Consider the following 17,446-nt stretch of genomic DNA (forward strand, 5'->3'; position numbering starts at 1 on the left):
GCGCCAGGCTTCACACCGTCACACAGAAGCGGACCGAGGGAGACGACCCATGACCGTGCCCGTGATCGAGCTGACCGGTGTGAGCCGCCGGTACGACGAGGGGCCGCCGGCCCTGGACGCCGTGTCGCTGACCGTGGAGACCGGGGAGTCGGTGGCGGTCCTCGGACCCTCCGGCAGCGGCAAGTCCACCCTGCTCAACCTGATCGCCGGCCTGGACCGGCCCAGCGCGGGCACGGTCACGGTGGACGGCGTCCGGGTGGACCGGCTGGGCGAGGCCGGCGCCGCCCGCTACCGCCGGGCCAAGATCGGCATGGTGTTCCAGTTCTTCAACCTGCTGGACGACCTGACGGTGGCCGAGAACGTGATGCTCCCGGCCGACCTGGCCGGAGTGGAACGTGCCGAGGCGCGACGCCGCTCGGCGGAGCTGCTCAACGTGCTCGGGATCGCCCGCCACGCGCGCGCCCACCCGTCCCGGCTGTCCGGAGGGGAGCGCCAGCGGGTCGCAGTGGCCCGCGCCCTGATGAACCGTCCGGCCCTGCTGCTGGCCGACGAACCGACCGGCGCCCTGGACTCCGCCTCCGGCGAGGACGTCGAGCACCTGCTCACCCGGCTGAACGAGGACGGCCAGACCATCGTCACCGTCACCCACGACCTGACGCTGGCGCGCGCCTGCGCGACCCGCACGATCAGCATCGTGGACGGCCGGATCGCCGCCGACACCCGGACGGAGGCCGTCCGATGAAGGGGGTCGGACGGGTGGTGCGGTCGGGCGTGCGCCGCCGGAGGGTCCAGACGGTGGTGATCGTGCTGGCCACGATGATCGCGGTGACGGCGTCCGTCCTCGGCGGATCACTGCTGGTGGCCTCCGGCGGGCCCTTCGACCGGGCCTTCGCCGCGCAGCGCGGGGCCCATCTGACGGCCGAGTTCGACGCCGCCCTGGCCACCGGGCCACAGCTCCGGGAGACCGCCCGGGCGGCCGGTGTCACGGCCACCGCAGGCCCGTTCCGCACCACGACGGTCGACCCGCAGGCGGACGTCGGCCTTCCCGCCGGCATGTCCCTGCCGCCGCTGCGGATCGTCGGCCGGGCCGACCCGGACGGCCCGGTCGACCGCGTCACGCTGGTCCGGGGAAGCTGGCCGGCGAGCCCCGGCCAGATCGTCCTGTCCGTCGACTACGACAGCCCTGTCGGGGAACTGGGCACGGTGCTGCGCCTCCCCGGGCTCCCCGGCGGTCCCGCTCTCACCGTCGTCGGCTTCGCCCGCTCGGTCGGCCGCAGCGGCGACGGCTGGGTGGCACCGTCCGGCATCACCGCGCTCACCGGCCCCGGCACGACCGGCGGCTACCAGATGCTCTACCGCTTCGCCGCCGCGGACACCGAGGCCCGGATCGCCGCCGACCGGGCCGCCATCACCGCGGCAACCCCGGCGGGGGCGCTGCGCGGCACGCAGTCCTGGCTCACCACCAAGCAGGGCTCCGACCGCAACACCGCGCTGTTCGTGCCCCTGCTCATCTCCTTCGGCCTGCTCGGCGTCCTGATGTCGCTGCTGATCGTCGGCGTGGTCGTCGCCGGGGCGGTCGGTACGGCCACCCGGCGCATCGGCATCCTCAAGGCCGTCGGTTTCACCCCGGCCCAGGTGGTGCGCTCCTACGTCGGCCAGGCGCTGATCCCGGCGGCGGCCGGCACCGCGCTGGGCGTCGTCGCGGGCAACGCCCTGGCCGTCCCGGTGCTCTCCGCCACCGCACAGGTCTACGGCACCACCGGCACGGTCGTGGCGCCGTGGGTCGATCTCGCCGCCGTGACGGGCGCGCTCGGCCTGGCGGCCCTCACCGCGTGGGCCGTCGCACTGCGGGCCGGCCGGCTGCGCACCGTCGACGCACTCGCCGTCGGCCGGACCACGCACGGCGGACACGGGAGGCGCGTCACCCGGCTGACCGCCCGGCTCCCGCTCCCCCGCCCGCTCGCCCTCGGCCTCGCGCTCCCGTTCGCCCGCCCCGCGCGGGCGGCCGGGATGCTCGCGGCGATCGTGTTCGGCACCGCCGCCACCACCTTCGCCGTCGGCATCACCGCCACGACCACCTGGGTGCAGGCCGCCAAGAACCACGACTCCGCCGACGTCGCCGTACACCTCCTTCCCCGCCCGGGCGCGGCCTCGGCCACCCCCGATCCCGCCACTCTGGCCACCTCGGTCGAACGGGCGGTCAACGGCCGGGCGGAGACGGGTTCGTACTACAGCGTCGGGCAGGCGGAGCTGACCGTCGCGGGCGTGGCCGGCACCACCAGGGTCTTCGCGTTCAACGGTGACGCCTCCAGGGCCGGCTACCGGATGGTCTCCGGACGCTGGTTCCAGGGCCCCGGCGAGGCCGTCGCCCCGTCCACCTTCCTGACCGCGGCCGGCGCGCGGGTCGGGGACACCGTCCGGCTGGAGGACCACGGTCGGACGGTCCCCGTCCGGATCGTCGGCGAGGTCTTCGACCCGCACGCACAGACCAACGAAGTCCTCGCCCACGGCGCGACGTTCACCGACGTGGCACCCCGCAGCTACTACGTCACCGTGCGGCAGGGCAGCAACGTCACCCGCTACCTCGACGGGCTGGGCGCGGAGCTCACACCGCTGGGCGCCACCGTCGAGACCGGCCGGGCCACGGGGTCGAGCGACGTGATCGCCGCCCTCGACACGCTGACCGCCCTGCTCACCCTGATGCTCGTCACGGTGGCGGGCCTGGGAGTGCTCAACACCGTCGTTCTCGACACGCACGAGCGTGCCCGTGAGATCGGCATCGCCAAGGCACTCGGCATGACGCCCGGTCAGACCCTCGCGATGGTCATGGCATCGGTGACCCCCGGCGGACTGGCCGGCGGCGCCATCGGGCTGCTCGCGGGCGTCGCGCTGCACACGGTCACCGCGCCGGCCATGGGACACCACGCCGGGCTGCGCCTCCCCGGCGCGGCCGTTCACGTCTTCCCGGCGGCGGAGCTCGTCGTGCTCGGCGCCGGCGGCCTGGTGATCGCCGCCGTCGGCGCGCTGCTGCCCGCCGTCCGGACCGCGCGCGCCCGTACGGTCACGGCGCTGCGCACCGAGTGACGTCCGAGGTCGGCGAGCGACCGCGATCCGGGCCTGCGTGGTTCACAGCGTGCGAGCGCTCACTCGCTCGCAGGGCCCTCCGGCAGGCCACCAGGCGGTGTCCCCCGTCGTGAGCCGGAACACCTCCGCGGCACCCTGCGCAACGGCTCCCCTCCCGTCCATCGGGCGCCGGCGTACGCGGACGTACCGACGCCCTGTCCGGAGCCGGCCCCGAACAGCACGCTGCCCCGCCCCGGACGGGCATCCCGGCCGCTCGGCGGGCCGCCGTCGCCGCCGCGTCGACACCGCTGGTCCCGTCGGCCGGGCTCCTGCCATCAGGTACCGGTCGAGCCGGGCCCGCCGGGGCCCGATCCCGCCCTCAGCCGGGCTGCTGCGCCCGCGGCTGGGCGTGCTCCGCCCAGTCCACGATCTGCATCGCCGCTCCGGCGGCCTCCCTGCCCAGGCAGCGCGAGTGGTGGCGGAGGGCGATGTCGTCCAGGGCGAGGTGGCGGCCGAAGGCGGGGTGGCCGGCCAGTCGGCGGGCGTAGGCCCACACCCGGGTGTGTTCGGCGATGCGGTGCACGGCGGCGGCGTCGAGGTGCCAGCGGTGCACGGTGTCCAGCTGGACCAGGGTCACCCAGAGCCGTACGTCCGCGAGGGTCGGCTCCTCGCCCAGCAGGTGGTCCCGGTCGTCCAGGCGGCGCTCGATCAGGGCCAGCCCGTCCATCAGGACGTCCAGGGCCGTCGCGCGCGCGGCCGTGTCGGTGTCGGTCCGGCCCGCACGCTGAGCCGGGCCGTTGATGCTCCGCTCGCACAGCAGTCCGACCGTCTCGATCGCGGTCTCGGCGCCACGCGGGGACAGGTCGGGTCCGGCGAACCGCCGGGCCAGGTCGGTGAGGATCCCGGCGGGGTCGGTGCTGACGATCCGTCCGCTCCAGCCGTCGCTGAGCACCGGTGGGGTCGCCGGACCGGGGTGGCGGTGGGAGCTCGCCTCGTACAGCGGTCGCAGCGCGAGGTAGCCGTCGTCACCCGCGTCCGGCAGTGCCGGCAGCAGCGTCACCGGAAGGGTGCCGTCGAGGCCGAGCAGGCTGTGGGTGACGGCGATCCGCAGACCGTCCGGACAGGAGAGCGCGAGGTGGAGGCGGTAGCGGTGGGGCACGGGGTAGTACCCGCTTCGGGCATCGTGACCGATGCGCCCACGGAGGGAGGGCTCGACGGAGGGGAACGAGGAGGACATGGGTCTCCCGGGCGTCGGAGGTACGCGGACGCGCGTACGACTGATCGGACTGATCGGGCGGGGTGAAGGGTGGGCTCAGGAGAGGCGAGGGCCCCGCGGGCTCGGACGGCGGTGGCCGCCGGACGGCGGTGGCCGCCGGACGGGAGTGGTCGCCGGACGGCGGGGAGCAGGCACTCAGGCCATGCTGCTGCACACCCGCTGCAGATCGATGTGGCGACGGTGCGTCAGCACGGGGAGCAGCCGGACGGCGTGGGCCACGCCGTCGGTCACCGGCTCCACTCGCCTCACGGCTCTCCCGCCCACGCTTGAGGATCTGCGTCTCGGAGTCTCTTCCCGCTTCGACGCCCCGTCAAGGGTTCCGGCAGCAGGGAACGGCCGCGTCCCACATCGTGGGACGCCGCGTCCCGCTCACCTGGACGATCAGTCCGGGCCGTACTCACCGATCGGCAGGTACGGCCCGCTGGACCGACTCTTCTCCTACGTCGGTTGCCTCCGGCTCGGGCGGAGATGCCGAGGCGGGGGCGTCGTCGGCCTCAGTCCTCGGTGGGGCCCAGATCGGGAGTGCCCCGCAGTTCCACGGTGCGGGTGGTGGAGCCGTGCAGTTCGAGCACCGTAATCTCGTTCCGGCCGGCCTTCAGGACCGGCGCGGGGACGTAGAGCGTGGTCTGCGGGCCTCGGGACCAGTACCGGCCGAGTGCGAAGCCGTTGATCCACACCTGGCCCTTGGTCCAGCCGTCCAGGGCGATGAAGCCGTCGGCCGGCCGCTCCAGGTCGAGGTGTCCGCGGTGGAAGGCCGGGCCGACCGGCGGAACGGCCGGCCCGGACGCGGCGAAGGAGAGCCCGCGCAGATCGTCGAGGGGCAGCGGTCGGCTGGACCAGCCGTCCGGGGCCTGGCCGTTGACGGTGACCTCACCGCGCAGCCCCTTGCGGTCGTGCATGCCCTGCCCGTAGTTGACCCTGCCCTGGTTCTCCACCAGCACGGCCAGGTGCGCGCCGCCGCGGGGCACGTGGAAGGCGAGGGCGTGCTCGTGGCTCTCGCGTTCCAGGACGCCGACCGGCTGGCCGTCGACGAAGACCTGGGCGCGGTCGCGCACCTCGGCGATGCTCAGGACCGCCGGCCCGGCCGCCGGGAGCACCGTCTCGTACAGGACGAATCCGAAGGACTGGCCCAGCTCCTCCATCAGCTGGGGGCGGTCGGCGTGCACCGCACTGCCGAGACCCTCGCGGTGGTCCAGGAGGCTTGCGCAGGCGGTGAGTTCGACGACGACCGGGGAAAGTTTGGGTGCGGGGGCGGGTACCGGCTGCTCGGGGACGGGCGCGTACCTGGCGATGACCTCACGGAAGGCGGCGTACTTGGGACCGGGGTCGCCGGCCTCGTCCAGCGGCGCGTCGTAGTCGTACGAGGTGACGGTGGGGCGGTACCTGCCCTTGTCGTTGGCGCCGTTGGTGAGGCCGAAGTTGGTGCCGCCGTGGAACATGTAGATGTTGACCGAGGCACCGGCCGCGAGCAGCCGGTCGAGGTCCGCCGCGGCGTCGGCCGCGCTGCGGGTGACATGGGTGCCGCCCCAGCGGTCGAACCAGCCGATCCAGAACTCGCTGCACATCAGCGGCCCGGACGGCTGTTGCGTGCGCAGTTCGGCGAGCCCGGCGTCCACCCGGCTGCCGAGGTTGACGGTGCGCAGGACGCCGTCGAGGCCGCCGCGTGCCAGGTCGAAGGGCTGGTCGCAGGTGAACAGCGGCACGTCCACTCCGTGCCGGTCCAGCATCTGCGCCAGCTCCTCCAGGTAGCCGGAGTCCTCGCCGTACGCGCCGTACTCGTTCTCCAACTGGACGGCGAGGACCGGGCCGCCGCGGGTGGAGAGGTGGGGGAGGACGGACGGCATCAGGGCGCCGAGGTAGTCGTCCACCGCCTTCAGGTAGCGCGGGTCGCGGCTGCGCAGTTCGACGTCCTCGTCGGCGAGCAGCCAGGAGGGCAGGCCCCCGCCCTCCCACTCGGCGCAGATGTACGGGCCCGGGCGCAGCAGCACGTACAGGCCTTCGGCGGCGGCCAGGTCGAGGAACCGGGGCAGGTCGAGACCTGCGTCCAGCCGGAACTCCCCGCGCCGGGGCGCGTGGAGGTTCCACGGGACGTAGGTCTCGACCGTGTTCAGCCCCATCAGGCGTGCCTTGCGGAGCCGGTCGGCCCACTGCTCCGGGTGGACGCGGAAGTAGTGCAGCCCGCCGGAGATGATCCGCAGCGGTCGGTCGTCGAGGCGGAAGCCGTCTGCGGCGATCTCCAGTCGTGGCATTGCCGTGGTGCTCCTTGCGGTCGAGGCGGTCGTCGGGTCAGTTCAGGGGGCGGCAGAGCAGGGCGTCGGGGACTCCGCCGTGGTTCCACTTCCAGGTGTAGGCGACGCCGGCGAGGTACTCGTTGTCGGCGCACTGGCCCTTGTAGTAGCCGGGTGCCCAGTCGCTGGCGGTGGAGCCGCCCGTGGCGGGGCGGTTGTCGCCGTGGTCGAACCAGGCGTTGCGCCCGGTGGTCGGCAGCGGGGCTGCGGCAGGCGCGCAGAGCAGGGCGGACATCGCGTTGCCGTGGACGCTGTAGCCGACGGCGTAGGTGTTGTCGGGGCACTGGAGCTTGTTGTAGCCCGAGGCCCAGTCGCCGTGGGTGACGTAGCGCTCGTCGGTGACGGTCACCCAGGCGCCGGCTCCGGCGGCGGGCCGGCCCGCGTCGGTGCACAGGCCGCGGCTGTCGCTGCGGCCGAGGCCGACCAGGCGCTCGGTGTCGGGGCAGTTGCCCTTGCGGTTGCCGTTGGACCAGTCGCCCTGGGCGAGCATGCGGCCGGAGACGTTCTGGTCGCCGAAGTCGAGGTCGAGCATGTTCCAGCGGTTGACCGGTGCCACCGGGCCGGTGAGGCCGGGCGCGTTGACCAGCTTGTTCCAGTCGGCGGCCCGCCAGTCGCCGGGGTCGCCCAGGCCGAGCCGCTTGCCGGTGGCGTCGTAGGAGAGCAGGGCCCAGTTGTCCTGCGGGTTGCCGTTGGCGTCGCTCCAGCCGACGACCGGCCACTGGGCGAAGTCGGCGTCGTTCTTCACCAGGATGTCGGTGAAGTTGTGGAACCAGGCCTGCTCCTTGGCGTTGGCCGAGCCGCGGCCCGCCGCGCCGAACTCGCTGATCCACACCGGCGCCGTGAAGTGCTGACCGGACTGGGTGACGAACAGCGCCTCGTCGTTGACGACCTGGGCGAGCTGTTCGGGGGTGAAGTCCTGGTAGCGGGGGTCGCCGGTGGAGCCCGGGCCGCTGTCCGCCCCGGTGTTGGCGGGCCCGGTGTAGGCGTAGAAGTGGGCCGCGTAGACGAGCTTGTCCGACCGGACCAGCGTGTTCGAGAGGTTGCGCACCGGGGTGAGCATCGGTCGTTCGTGCCAGGTGATCGCGGTCGGGATCCCGGACCAGTTGATGCCCTCCATGACGACCAGCATGTCGGGGTCGGCCTGGAGGATCCGGTTGCCGGCCTCCTCGAACGCGGCGTACTCGTCGTGGGAGTCGCCCCAGCCCCAGTTGGGGTTGTCCCAGGTGTCGCGGCGGACCTCGTTGCGCAGGTCCGCACCCACGACGCGCTTGTTCGCCTGGTACCGCTGCACCATGAACAGCCAGTCCGCCTCCCACTGCTGGGTGGACTGGCCGCTGTTCCAGCGCTCGTTGCCGTCCAGGCCGCAGCAGAAGCGGTAGGTGGTGGTGTGGTTGTTGAGGATGACCGCGAAGCCCTCGGCGGTCAGTGCGGCGACCACCGCGTCGAAGACCTGCAGCGGGGTCTTGCCCTTCAGCTGCGGGTTGGCGGCCACCGCCGCGTCCGGCACGGTGCCGGTGTCGTGGATCAGCGCGTTGGCGAACGGCAGTCGCACGCTGTTGAGGCCCAGGCCGTGGAAGTCGGCCAGGATCTGCGTCATCGGTGTCCGGTCCAGGCCCAGCGGGATGTTGTGCGACACCTGTCCCGCCTGGTTGTGGGCGGGGTCGTTGGCGTCCCCGCTGCCCTCCCAGGTGCCCTGCGCGCCGGCCCAGTTGCCGGCCTTCAGCTTGAAGCGGTCGCCGTTGGCGTCGACGATGTACCGGCCCCGGGTGCTCAGCGGGCCCGTCCACGACGCCGCGAGCTGCGTCCCCGTCATGGCGGACGCGGTGGTCGGGGCGGTGGTGGGGGGCGCTGCGGCGGCAGCGGGTGTTCCCCCGAGGGCGAGGGCCGCCGCGACGGCCGCGGCGGGCAGGATTCGGGCGAAGGAGCGTCGGGCGGTGGGAGGCGGGCTGTCTGACCTCATGGTTTCCCCTCCAGGGTGGGGTGGGGCCTCGGATCTTCGGATGGTGCGGCCCGGACCGGCGGTCCGGAGTCAGGGGGGCGGACCGGGGGCGGCTCAGCCCTTGAGTCCGCTGGTGGCGATGCCTTCGACGATGTAGCGCTGGGCGACCAGGAACATGGCCACCAGCGGTGTGATGGTCACAACGGCTCCGGCGAACAGTCCGGGCAGGTTGATGCTCTGGGAGGTGAGGAAGGTCGACAGGGCGATCTGGGCCGTCCACGCGGACGGGTCCTGGCCGATGACGAGCGGCCACAGGAAGGAGTTCCAGCTGTCGATGAAGGCGAGCGCGCCGAGCGACGCCAGCATCGCCCCGGACGACGGCAACGCGATCCGGCGGTAGAGGCCGAGCCAGCCGAGCCCGTCCAGGCGTCCGGCCTCCTCGATCTCGGTGGGGAACTGGAGGTAGAAGTTGCGGAAGAGCAGGACGGCGAAGGGGTTGAACAGCCCGGGCGCGATGATTCCCCACAGCGTGTTGACCCCGCCCATGGAGCCCACGAGGACGAAGGTGGGCACGAACGTCACCGAGCCGGGGATCATCAGCGTGGCCACCACCAGGGCGAGCAGAACGCCACGCCCGGGCACCGGTATCCGCGCGAGGGCGTATCCGGCGGCGGAGGCGAGGACCGTCGACACCGGGGCGGTGATCGCGGCGATCAGCAGCGAGTTGCCGAGGGCCTGGCCCATGTGCAGGGCGGGGTCGCTGAAGAGCCCGCTGAAGTTCTCCCAGTGCATGGTCGACGGCCACCAGGTCCAGTCCGGTGACGTCAGGCCCCGCGTGTCCATCAGCGCGTTGCGCAGCATCAGGTAGAAGGGCGTCAGGAACACGGCCGTCAGCAGGCCCGCCAGCGCCCCGCGCGCGCACCGGCGAAGTACCTGCGGCAGCTCTCGCGTGCTTCGCATTCCGCTCACTCCTCCCCCTTGCCGAAGCCGGTGACCCGGCCCTGGAGCAGGGTCACACCGACGATGACGGCGGTGAGCACGAAGGCTCCGGCCGATCCGAGGCCGTAGTTCTGGGCGCCCATCGCGGTGTCGTAGAGATAGACCAGCGGGGTCCGGACCGGGGCCGTCGCCGCTCCGGACAGCCCGCTGTTGAACAGGTTGTAGAACTCGTCGAACGCCTGGAAGGCGGCGATGAACTGCAGCATCAGGACGGCCACCGAGGTGTTGCGCAGCATCGGCAGGGTGATCCTGCGCAGCAGGCGCAGGCCGGTGGCGCCGTCGAGTGCGGCGGCCTCGTGGATCTCCCTGGGGATGCCCTGGAGGCCGGCCAGGAAGAGCACCATGTAGAAGCCGACCTGGAGCCAGAGGCGGAGGGTGACGAGGACGACCCAGTACAGCGGCGGCGAGGTGGTCTGCAGCCACGGGACGGCGGACATGCCGAACCATCCGCCGATGGTGTTGGCGATCCCGGCCGGCAGCCCGTTGAACAGGCACATCTTCCACACCAGGGACGCCGCGACGTAGGAGACGGCGGCCGGGATCAGGAAGGCGGTGCGCAGCAGGGCCCGGCCGCGCCGGATCCGGTGCACCAGCAGCGCGAGTCCCAGCGAGGCGGCGAACGTCACCGGCACGATGAACAGCGTGAACAGCAGGATCTGGACGAGCGATCTGCGGAACACCGCGTCGGAGAGCAGCGCCCGGTAGTTGTCCAGGCCGACCCAGTGGCCCAGGGCGATGGTGCCGCGGGCCTCGCTGAGGCTGAGCAGGAAGCTCCAGCCGATCGCGACGTACTTGAAGACGCCGAGGCCGATCAGCAGCGGTCCGGCGAGGAGTGCGAACGCTCCCCAGGCACGCCGGTCCGCGCGCGGCCGCCGGGTGGCGGCGGTGCCCCGCGGCCCGGCCGCTCGGCTCCCGGCGCGCTCGTCGTGAAGCACGGCCGGGGATGCGGGCCTCGTCATGCGCGCTGCTTGTCGATCTCGTTCTGGGCCTGCCTGGCCGCGTCGGCCAGGAGCGGGGACGCATCGCCCTGCCCGCTGACGATCTTCGCCGCGGCCGCGCTGAACAGGGAGCTCACCGCGCTGTTCCAACTGCCGGGGTTGTGCCGGCCGTACTTGGCGGCCAGTTCGACGGTCTCCTTGGCGGCGCCCTGGGCGACCTTGGCGGCGGTGGCGGCGACGGACTTGCGCGGCGGGATGTGGAAGCCGTAGCTCTCCGACCAGTCCTTCTGCAGGTCGGTCTGCTGGATCCAGAGCCACTGGACGAACTTCTTGGCCGCGTCGACGTTCTTGCCCTTGGCGTTGACGCAGCTGGTCCAGCCGCCGACGCGCACGACGGGCGTGCCGCCGGCCCTGTAGGCGGGCCAGGGCAGGACGCCGAAGTCGTCGCCGAGCGCGGTCTTGACGGCGGGCATCGACCAGAGGCCGCCCCACTGCATCGGGACGACGTTCTGGGTGAGGGCGGCGGGATCCCACCAGTCGGTGGTGAAGCCGAGCAGCAGGGACTGGTCGTCGTGCAGGCGTTTGAGGCCGCCCACGGCCTCGGCGGCCTGCGGGGAGCCGAAGACGGCCTTGCCGTCGGCGACCAGGTCGCCGCCGTTGGACCACACCGCCAGGATGGCACTGTCTCCCAGGCCGTCGTTGCCGAGGAACAGGCCCTTGGTGTTCTTGGTGGTCAGGGCCTTGGCCGCGGCGACCAGCGCGTCGAAGGTGTCGGGCGGGGTGATGCCGGCCTTGGACAGGACGCTCTTGCGGTAGTAGAGCATCATGACGTCGTCGATCATCTTGACGCCGTAGAGCTTGCCGTCGACGGTCGCCGTGTCGAGGTCGCCCTGGTTGAAGTCGGCCTTGGCGCTGCCGTAGAGGTCGTCCAGCCGGGCTATCTGGCCGTGCCAGGCGAGGCTGTCGTTGAAGTCGCCGATCTCGAAGACGTCCGGGGCCGCGTCGGTGAGCAGGGTCGCGTTGAGCTTGCCGGCGTAGTCGCCCGGGGTCCAGGTGACCTTGACCGCGATGTCCGGGTTGGCCTTGGTGAACTCGGCCGCGTAGCGGGTGAGGGCCTGCTGGGTGCCGGCCTCGCCGTAGGCGTGGGACCAGACGTTCAGGGTGGTCTTCGCCCCGCCGGAGGCTCCGCCGGTCGGGTTGCTGGTGCAGCCGACCGCTGCTCCGGCGACGAACAGGATGGATCCACCGAGGAATCCTCTGCGGCCAAGCCGGGATTTCTGTGCGCTCACGTCGCATCCTTCGGGCTGAGGGTGTGGGGCTGCGGGTGGGTCGTCCGGCGTGGCCGGTGTCCGACGTTCACGACTGGCAGGCGGTGGCGGACATCGGTCGTGCCGGAGGCTCGGATCGGGTGGTCGGCGGATCCCGGGCTGCCCGGGGTAGGCGTGGTGACGATTCGCCGGGGGTCTTCAGGGAAGCAGGGCCTGGATGCCCACGACGGCGGCTCCGCGGGCCCACTCCTCCCAGGGGAGTGGACGCAGGGTCAGCGGGCACCTCGCCGCCGCCTTGAAGCAGTGGGCGGCGTAGGCCTCCTTGATGTGCGTTCCGAAGAGGTCGTAGGTGTCGAGTCCTTCGCCGGTGACGACGACGCGCTCGGGGCCGAGCAGGTTGACCAGGGTGGCGATGCCGGTGCCGATCGCGTGGCCGGCCCGGGCGAAGGCGTCGCGGGCGGCGGGTTCGCCGCCGCGGGCGAGCTGGACGGCACCGTCGAAGTCAAGGCCCGGGTCGCCGGTGGCGCGGCGGACGGTGGCGAGGATGGCATCGCTGGAGGCGATGGCCTCGACGCAGCCGACCTGGCCGCAGTGGCACCGCGGCCCGGACGGGTCGATGCTGATGTGCCCCATCTCGCCGGCGACGCCGTACGCGCCGGTGACCAGCTCGCCGTTGACGACGATCCCCGAGCCGATCCCGGCTCCGATGGTGACCAGGGCGAAGTACTCGGTGCCGATGCCCTCCCCGTACCAGTGCTCGGCGGCGGTGAGGGCCTTGACGTCGTTCTCCACGGTGACGATCAGGCCGGTCGCCGCGGCGACGGTCTCGGCCAGCGGCACGTCGCGCCAGCCGGGGAGCACGGAGTAGCGGACGCGCCCCCGGGGGCGGTCCACGTCGCCGGAGACCGCGATGCCCAGGTGCCGGGTGCGGGCCCGGTACTCGGGTCTCGCGTCGAGGAGTTCGGCGACGAGGTCGGTCAGCAGTGCGCACACGGCGGCGGGGTCGCGCTCGCCCAGCGGGCGGACGGCGGTGGTGCGCATCCGTGCCCGCAGGTCGCAGACCGTGCCGAAGAGGGTGTCGGCACTGATCTTCACACCGACGAAGAACTCCCGGTCGGGAGTGACGGCGAGCGGGTTGACGGGACGTCCGGCCCCCGGAGCGGTGCGCTCCGGGGGGAGTTCGTGCAGGTAGCCGTCGTCGATGAGCGGCCGGGCGGCCTTGGTCACGGCAGTCGAGGACAGGCCCGTCCGACGGGCCAGCTCCACCCGGCTGAGCGGGCTCTCGGCCAGCAGCAGGGCGAGGATGGCGGTTTCGGCCGGTGCGGAGACCAGCGGCTGCGAGTGATGTGGAAACACGGCGGCAACCTACCGGTAAATAAATAACTTCGTCCAGTATTGATTTCCCGTCAGGAGGCACTTACGCTCTGGCCCAACTCCGGGCGCTTCCACTGTCGTTCACCATGGCGGCCGGCCACTTCCGGTCCGCGCCTGACCCCAGCGTCGCCCGACACCCCTCAGGACCTCCCGTGCCTCCCACGACCTCATCCGTATCCTTCGACCCCACCCGCGGGCTGGCGGTCCTGCGGACCCCGAACAGCGTCTACGCCGTACGCATCGGCGCCGACGGCAGCCCCCGGCACCTGCACTGGGGGGCGGAGATCGACACCGACGCCCTCGACGGACTGCCCGCGGCCACCTCACCCGCCGCGAGCAGCTTCGAGGCGGACCCCGCGCCGGACGAACTGGCCCCGCAGACCGGTGCGCGCTTCGGGCCCGCCGGCCTCCAGGTGCGGTTCGCCGACGGCACCCGCGGCGCCCAGTGGTCCTTCACCGGGCACACGGTCCGGGGCGGGGAGCTACGGCTGCACCTGGCCGACCGCCACTACCCGCTGGCCGCCGAACTCTGCTACCGCGTCCGCCCCGGCAGCGACGTCATCGAGCGCTGGACGGAACTCACCCACACCGGCGCCGAGGACTCCGGCCCGATCGGCGTCGACCGGCTGGACTCCGCCTCCTGGACGGCGCCGGCACTGCCCGACTACCGGCTCAGCCACCTCGTGGGCGGCTGGAACAGCGAGTTCCAGCTGCACCGCGACCGGCTCCCGGTCGCCGAGACCGTCCTCACCAGCCGGCGCGGCGTCACCAGCCACCACGCCAGCCCCTGGCTCGCCCTCGACGACGGCACCGCCGACGAGGAACAGGGCGAGGTATGGAGCACCGCCCTGGCCTGGAGCGGAAGTTGGCGCGTCACCGTGCACCGCGACCCGGTCGGCCGCACCACCTGGACCGGCGGCTTCGGCCACGAGGGAATCAGCTGGACCCTCCGGCCCGGCCGGAGCCTGCACACCCCGGTCTTCGCCGGCCTCTACACCCCCGGCGGCTTCGGCGCCGCCAGCCGCGCCTGGCACACCCACGTCCGCACCGCCGTCCTGCCCGGCCCCGAGCGCGACCGGCCCGTCGTCTACAACTCGTGGGAGGCCACCGGATTCGACGTCGACCAGGCCGGCCAGCTGCACCTGGCCCGGCTGGCCGCACGCCTGGGCGCCGAACTCTTCGTCCTCGACGACGGATGGTTCGGCGGCCGTACCGGCGACCGCGCCGGCCTCGGCGACTGGACACCCCGGCCGGCGGCGTTCCCCGACGGGCTGCGCCCCCTGGCCGACGAGGTGCACCGCCTGGGCATGGCCTTCGGACTGTGGGTGGAGCCGGAGATGGTCAACCGCGACAGCGACCTCTACCGCGCCCGTCCCGACTGGGTCGTCCACGCGGCGACCCGGGACGCCACCGAGCTGCGCAACCAGCTCATGCTGAACTTCGCCCGCCCCGACGTCGAGGCCTGGGCCCACCGGACCCTGGACCGACTGGTGCGCGAGCACGACGTCGACTGGCTCAAGTGGGACGCCAACCGCGTCGTCACCGAAGCCGGACCGGCCGGCGACCCGGACCCCGACCGGCTCTGGATCGACCACACCCGCGCCGTCCACCGGATCATGGACCGCCTCCGCGCCGACCATCCCGGCCTGCGCATCGAGGCCTGCGCAGGCGGCGGCGGACGGGCCGACCTCGGCATCCTCGCCCGCACCGACCAGGTCTGGACCTCCGACAACACCGACCCGGTCGACCGGCTCGGCATCCAGCACGGCTTCAGCCAGCTCTTCCCCGCCCAGGCCATGGCCGCCTGGGTGACCGACAGCCCCAACGTCACCACCGGCCGCACCACCCCCCTGCGGTTCCGCTTCCACGTCGCCATGGCCGGCGCGCTCGGCCTCGGCGCGGACCTGACCGCCTGGTCGGAGGAGGAACTCGACGAGGCCGCCGCATTCGTCGCCCGCTACAAGGAGATCCGCCCCCTGGTCCAGCACGGCCGCCAACACCGCCTGCACGGCCCCGGCGGAGTGACGGCCGTGCACTACGCGACCCAGGACGGCGGCGAACACGCCGTCCTCGCCTGGCGCCCCGCGACCCGGTTCGGCCACCGGTCCCCCGGCCTCGCCCTGCCGGCCCTGGACCCCGCGGCCCACTACCTCGACGTCGACGAGGGCACCACCCACAGCGGCGCCGTCCTGACCCGGCGGGGCATCGACCTGCGGCTGCCCGCCGGCGACTACGCCAGCCGCCTGATCCGGCTGCACCGGATCACCTGACCGGTCTTCGCGGCCCCGAGCCGGCTCGCCTACACCGCCCCGCGCGAGGACACCCCGCAGGCCTGGGAGGAGTGCGACCGGAGCGTGGCGGCCGAAGCCGCACGGGTCCCCGGTTCCGGCGAGGACCTGGACGCCTCCTTCGTCCACCTCGGCGCGGTCGACGAGACCGCCCACTTCCTCGGCTGCGGCCCCGAGTACCGCCGCGCGACAGAGACCGCCGACGGACTCCTCGGACAGCTCCTCACCGCCGTACGCGGGCGGCCCGGCGCCCGGACCGAGGAGTGGACCGTCATCGCGGTGACCGACCACGGTCATCGCGAAGGTCCCGGCCGACCTCGCCATCCCGATGGCCCACCGCGGCGCAGGCGCAGGCGATCCCGCCGGACCCGCCCGGTGACACCGCGCGCACCCGTCGGGAGGCCGACCTCCGGTTGACAGGACTCTCGACGACGAGGCTACGTTTGGTAGCAGATCTGTCACATCTCGTGACCATCTCTGCCTGACACCCCTCCCACGAGGAGCCCGAGCGTGACCACGACCCCCACCCGTCCCACCGCCGTACCGTCCATCGAGCAGCTGCCCCAGCCGAAGCTGCGCACGAACACCGACATCCAGGGCAACGTCCTGGCGGCGTTCAACAAGGACTTCACGGACTTCCGCTACCTGCACTTCCCGGACGCCGCCAAGGGCCGCGGCTGGCTCTCCGCGATCCTCAACACCGTCGCGACGACGAACGAGACCGAGGACTTCAACGAGCAGTTCTCGCTGTCCCGCAGGGCCTTCGGGCGCGACCCCGCCATGGCGGCCGTCCGCTGCGGGGTCTCGCTCACCTTCGAGGGCCTGGTGACCGTCGCCGGCAAGCCCGATCAGGTCAAGAAGGACCTCAGCGGCTTCCCGGCGTTCTGCGCGGGCGCGGCCGCGCGGGCCAAGGACCTCGGGGACGCCGACGAGAGCGACCCCAAGCACTGGCTGTTCGGCGCCGGGACCGGCGACAAGGTCGTGCACGCCGTCCTCATCGTCGCCGCGGACACCGAGGAACTGCTGAAGGAGAAGCTGAAGAACCTCGACGCGGTCGAGAACGCGCACCAGATCACCCGGGTCCACGTGGACCAGGGCCGTACCCTGACGGGCCCGCTGAAGGGACACGAGCACTTCGGCTACAAGGACGGCATCTCCCAGCCCGGCGTGAAGGACTTCCACCGGGAGGACCCGGAGAACAAGGGCTTCCGCGACAACCACGCCGGGACCGAGCTGATCGAACCCGGCGAGTTCGTCTTCGGCCACAAGAGCGAGGCGGGCGACCGCAAGGCGCCCGCCTGGATGAAGAACGGCTCGCTCCAGGTGGTGCGCCGGCTGCGCCAGGACGTCGCGGGCTGGAACAAGGCCGTGGTGGAGGGCGTCAAGAACTTCACCGGGACGATGGACCCCAACCGGCTCGGCGCCTGCCTGGTCGGCCGCGCGAAGGACGGCACGCCGCTCGCCCCGCCGACCGGCACCCTGACCGGCCTCGGCTCCGACCGCAACGACTTCGACTACAAGAACGACCCGATCGGCCTGCACACCCCCTGGGTCGCGCACATCCGCCGCACCCACCCGCGTGCCTTCGCCGGCGTCGGCGACAACAAGCCGAAGAGCCACCGGCTGATGCGCCGGGGCATCCCGTACGGCCCGCAGTTCCAGGGCCCCGCGGACGACGGCAAGGACCGCGGGCTGATGTTCGTCTGCTATGGCACCTCACTGGAAATGCAGTTCGAGCTGGTCCAGCAGCACTGGGCCAACGACGCGAACTTCCCGCCCGGGGACCCGACCGGCTCCCCGCACGTCCCCAACGGCCTCGACAAGGTCATCGGCCTCGCCGGCAAGGCCGAGATCGGGCTCGCGGACGGCACCTCCGGCACGGTCGACATGAAGCGCTTCGTCCGCACCACGGGCGCGCTCTACGCCTTCACCCCCTCGATCAGCACGCTGCGCCTCCTCGCCGAGGGCAAGGACCTCCCCAACAAGCCGGTCGGCTCCTGACCGCCGATCGCC

The 17,446-nt window shown here is 72.6% G+C and carries 12 protein-coding genes; 5 read left to right on the forward strand and 7 right to left on the reverse strand.

Features of this window, described 5'->3' with window-relative positions; genetic code table 11:
- Window positions 1–49: 49 nt before the first annotated feature.
- Together C2142_RS04035 and C2142_RS04040 are read left to right on the forward strand one after the other, a co-directional pair.
- Complete coding sequence (locus tag C2142_RS04035) at window positions 50–742, forward strand: ABC transporter ATP-binding protein (RefSeq protein WP_148641115.1); 693 nt, start codon at window positions 50–52, stop codon at window positions 740–742.
- Window positions 739–3,084 (forward strand): ABC transporter permease, encoded by a 2,346-nt coding sequence (locus C2142_RS04040; protein WP_148641116.1) that lies wholly within the window; start codon window positions 739–741, stop codon window positions 3,082–3,084. Before C2142_RS04035 ends, C2142_RS04040 begins: the two co-directional genes overlap by 4 nt.
- A gap of 358 nt (window positions 3,085–3,442) precedes the next feature.
- Here C2142_RS04040 and C2142_RS04045 read toward each other — a convergent pair whose 3' ends face one another.
- From C2142_RS04045 to C2142_RS04075, 7 genes are all read right to left on the reverse strand, one after another.
- Window positions 3,443–4,300, reverse strand: coding sequence for a glutathione S-transferase C-terminal domain-containing protein (locus C2142_RS04045; protein ID WP_148641117.1), 858 nt, complete (start codon window positions 4,298–4,300; stop codon window positions 3,443–3,445).
- A gap of 533 nt (window positions 4,301–4,833) precedes the next feature.
- Window positions 4,834–6,588: a beta-galactosidase gene (locus C2142_RS04050; protein WP_148641118.1), complete on the reverse strand. Its 1,755-nt coding sequence runs from the start codon at window positions 6,586–6,588 to the stop codon at window positions 4,834–4,836.
- Between the two features lie 37 nt (window positions 6,589–6,625).
- Window positions 6,626–8,587, reverse strand: coding sequence for a cellulase family glycosylhydrolase (locus tag C2142_RS04055; protein WP_277347222.1), 1,962 nt, complete (start codon window positions 8,585–8,587; stop codon window positions 6,626–6,628).
- Between the two features lie 93 nt (window positions 8,588–8,680).
- Entirely contained in the window at window positions 8,681–9,526 is an 846-nt protein-coding gene (locus C2142_RS04060) for a carbohydrate ABC transporter permease (RefSeq protein ID WP_148641119.1), read from the reverse strand.
- Window positions 9,527–9,531: 5 nt separating this feature from the next.
- On the reverse strand, window positions 9,532–10,524 hold the full coding sequence (locus C2142_RS04065) for a sugar ABC transporter permease (RefSeq protein ID WP_148641120.1): 993 nt from the start codon (window positions 10,522–10,524) through the stop codon (window positions 9,532–9,534).
- Window positions 10,521–11,792, reverse strand: a complete 1,272-nt coding sequence (locus C2142_RS04070) for a sugar ABC transporter substrate-binding protein (RefSeq protein WP_148641121.1) — start codon at window positions 11,790–11,792, stop codon at window positions 10,521–10,523. Before C2142_RS04070 ends, C2142_RS04065 begins: the two co-directional genes overlap by 4 nt.
- 177 nt (window positions 11,793–11,969) lie before the next feature.
- Window positions 11,970–13,127: an ROK family transcriptional regulator gene (locus C2142_RS04075; protein WP_241002365.1), complete on the reverse strand. Its 1,158-nt coding sequence runs from the start codon at window positions 13,125–13,127 to the stop codon at window positions 11,970–11,972.
- A gap of 170 nt (window positions 13,128–13,297) precedes the next feature.
- Between C2142_RS04075 and C2142_RS04080 the strand changes: the two genes are divergently transcribed.
- The 3 genes from C2142_RS04080 to C2142_RS04090 all read left to right on the forward strand — a co-directional run bounded on the left by C2142_RS04080 (window position 13,298) and on the right by C2142_RS04090 (window position 17,434).
- Window positions 13,298–15,415 (forward strand): alpha-galactosidase, encoded by a 2,118-nt coding sequence (locus C2142_RS04080; protein WP_241002366.1) that lies wholly within the window; start codon window positions 13,298–13,300, stop codon window positions 15,413–15,415.
- An 84-nt stretch (window positions 15,416–15,499) separates the two neighbouring features.
- Window positions 15,500–15,850, forward strand: coding sequence for an alkaline phosphatase family protein (locus C2142_RS04085; protein ID WP_148641123.1), 351 nt, complete (start codon window positions 15,500–15,502; stop codon window positions 15,848–15,850).
- A gap of 93 nt (window positions 15,851–15,943) precedes the next feature.
- Window positions 15,944–17,434: a Dyp-type peroxidase gene (locus C2142_RS04090; RefSeq protein ID WP_148641124.1), complete on the forward strand. Its 1,491-nt coding sequence runs from the start codon at window positions 15,944–15,946 to the stop codon at window positions 17,432–17,434.
- Window positions 17,435–17,446: the final 12 nt, after the last annotated feature.

Source organism: Streptomyces sp. CB01881 (assembly GCF_002953255.1).
Taxonomy (GTDB): domain Bacteria; phylum Actinomycetota; class Actinomycetes; order Streptomycetales; family Streptomycetaceae; genus Kitasatospora.

Coding starts and splice junctions, on each gene's coding strand:
- C2142_RS04035 (WP_148641115.1), top strand. CDS start 50: ATGACCGTGCCCGTGATCGAGCTGACCGGTGTGAGCCGCCGGTACGAC.
- C2142_RS04040 (WP_148641116.1), top strand. CDS start 739: ATGAAGGGGGTCGGACGGGTGGTGCGGTCGGGCGTGCGCCGCCGGAGG.
- C2142_RS04045 (WP_148641117.1), bottom strand. CDS start 4,300: ATGTCCTCCTCGTTCCCCTCCGTCGAGCCCTCCCTCCGTGGGCGCATC.
- C2142_RS04050 (WP_148641118.1), bottom strand. CDS start 6,588: ATGCCACGACTGGAGATCGCCGCAGACGGCTTCCGCCTCGACGACCGA.
- C2142_RS04055 (WP_277347222.1), bottom strand. CDS start 8,587: ATGAGGTCAGACAGCCCGCCTCCCACCGCCCGACGCTCCTTCGCCCGA.
- C2142_RS04060 (WP_148641119.1), bottom strand. CDS start 9,526: ATGCGAAGCACGCGAGAGCTGCCGCAGGTACTTCGCCGGTGCGCGCGC.
- C2142_RS04065 (WP_148641120.1), bottom strand. CDS start 10,524: ATGACGAGGCCCGCATCCCCGGCCGTGCTTCACGACGAGCGCGCCGGG.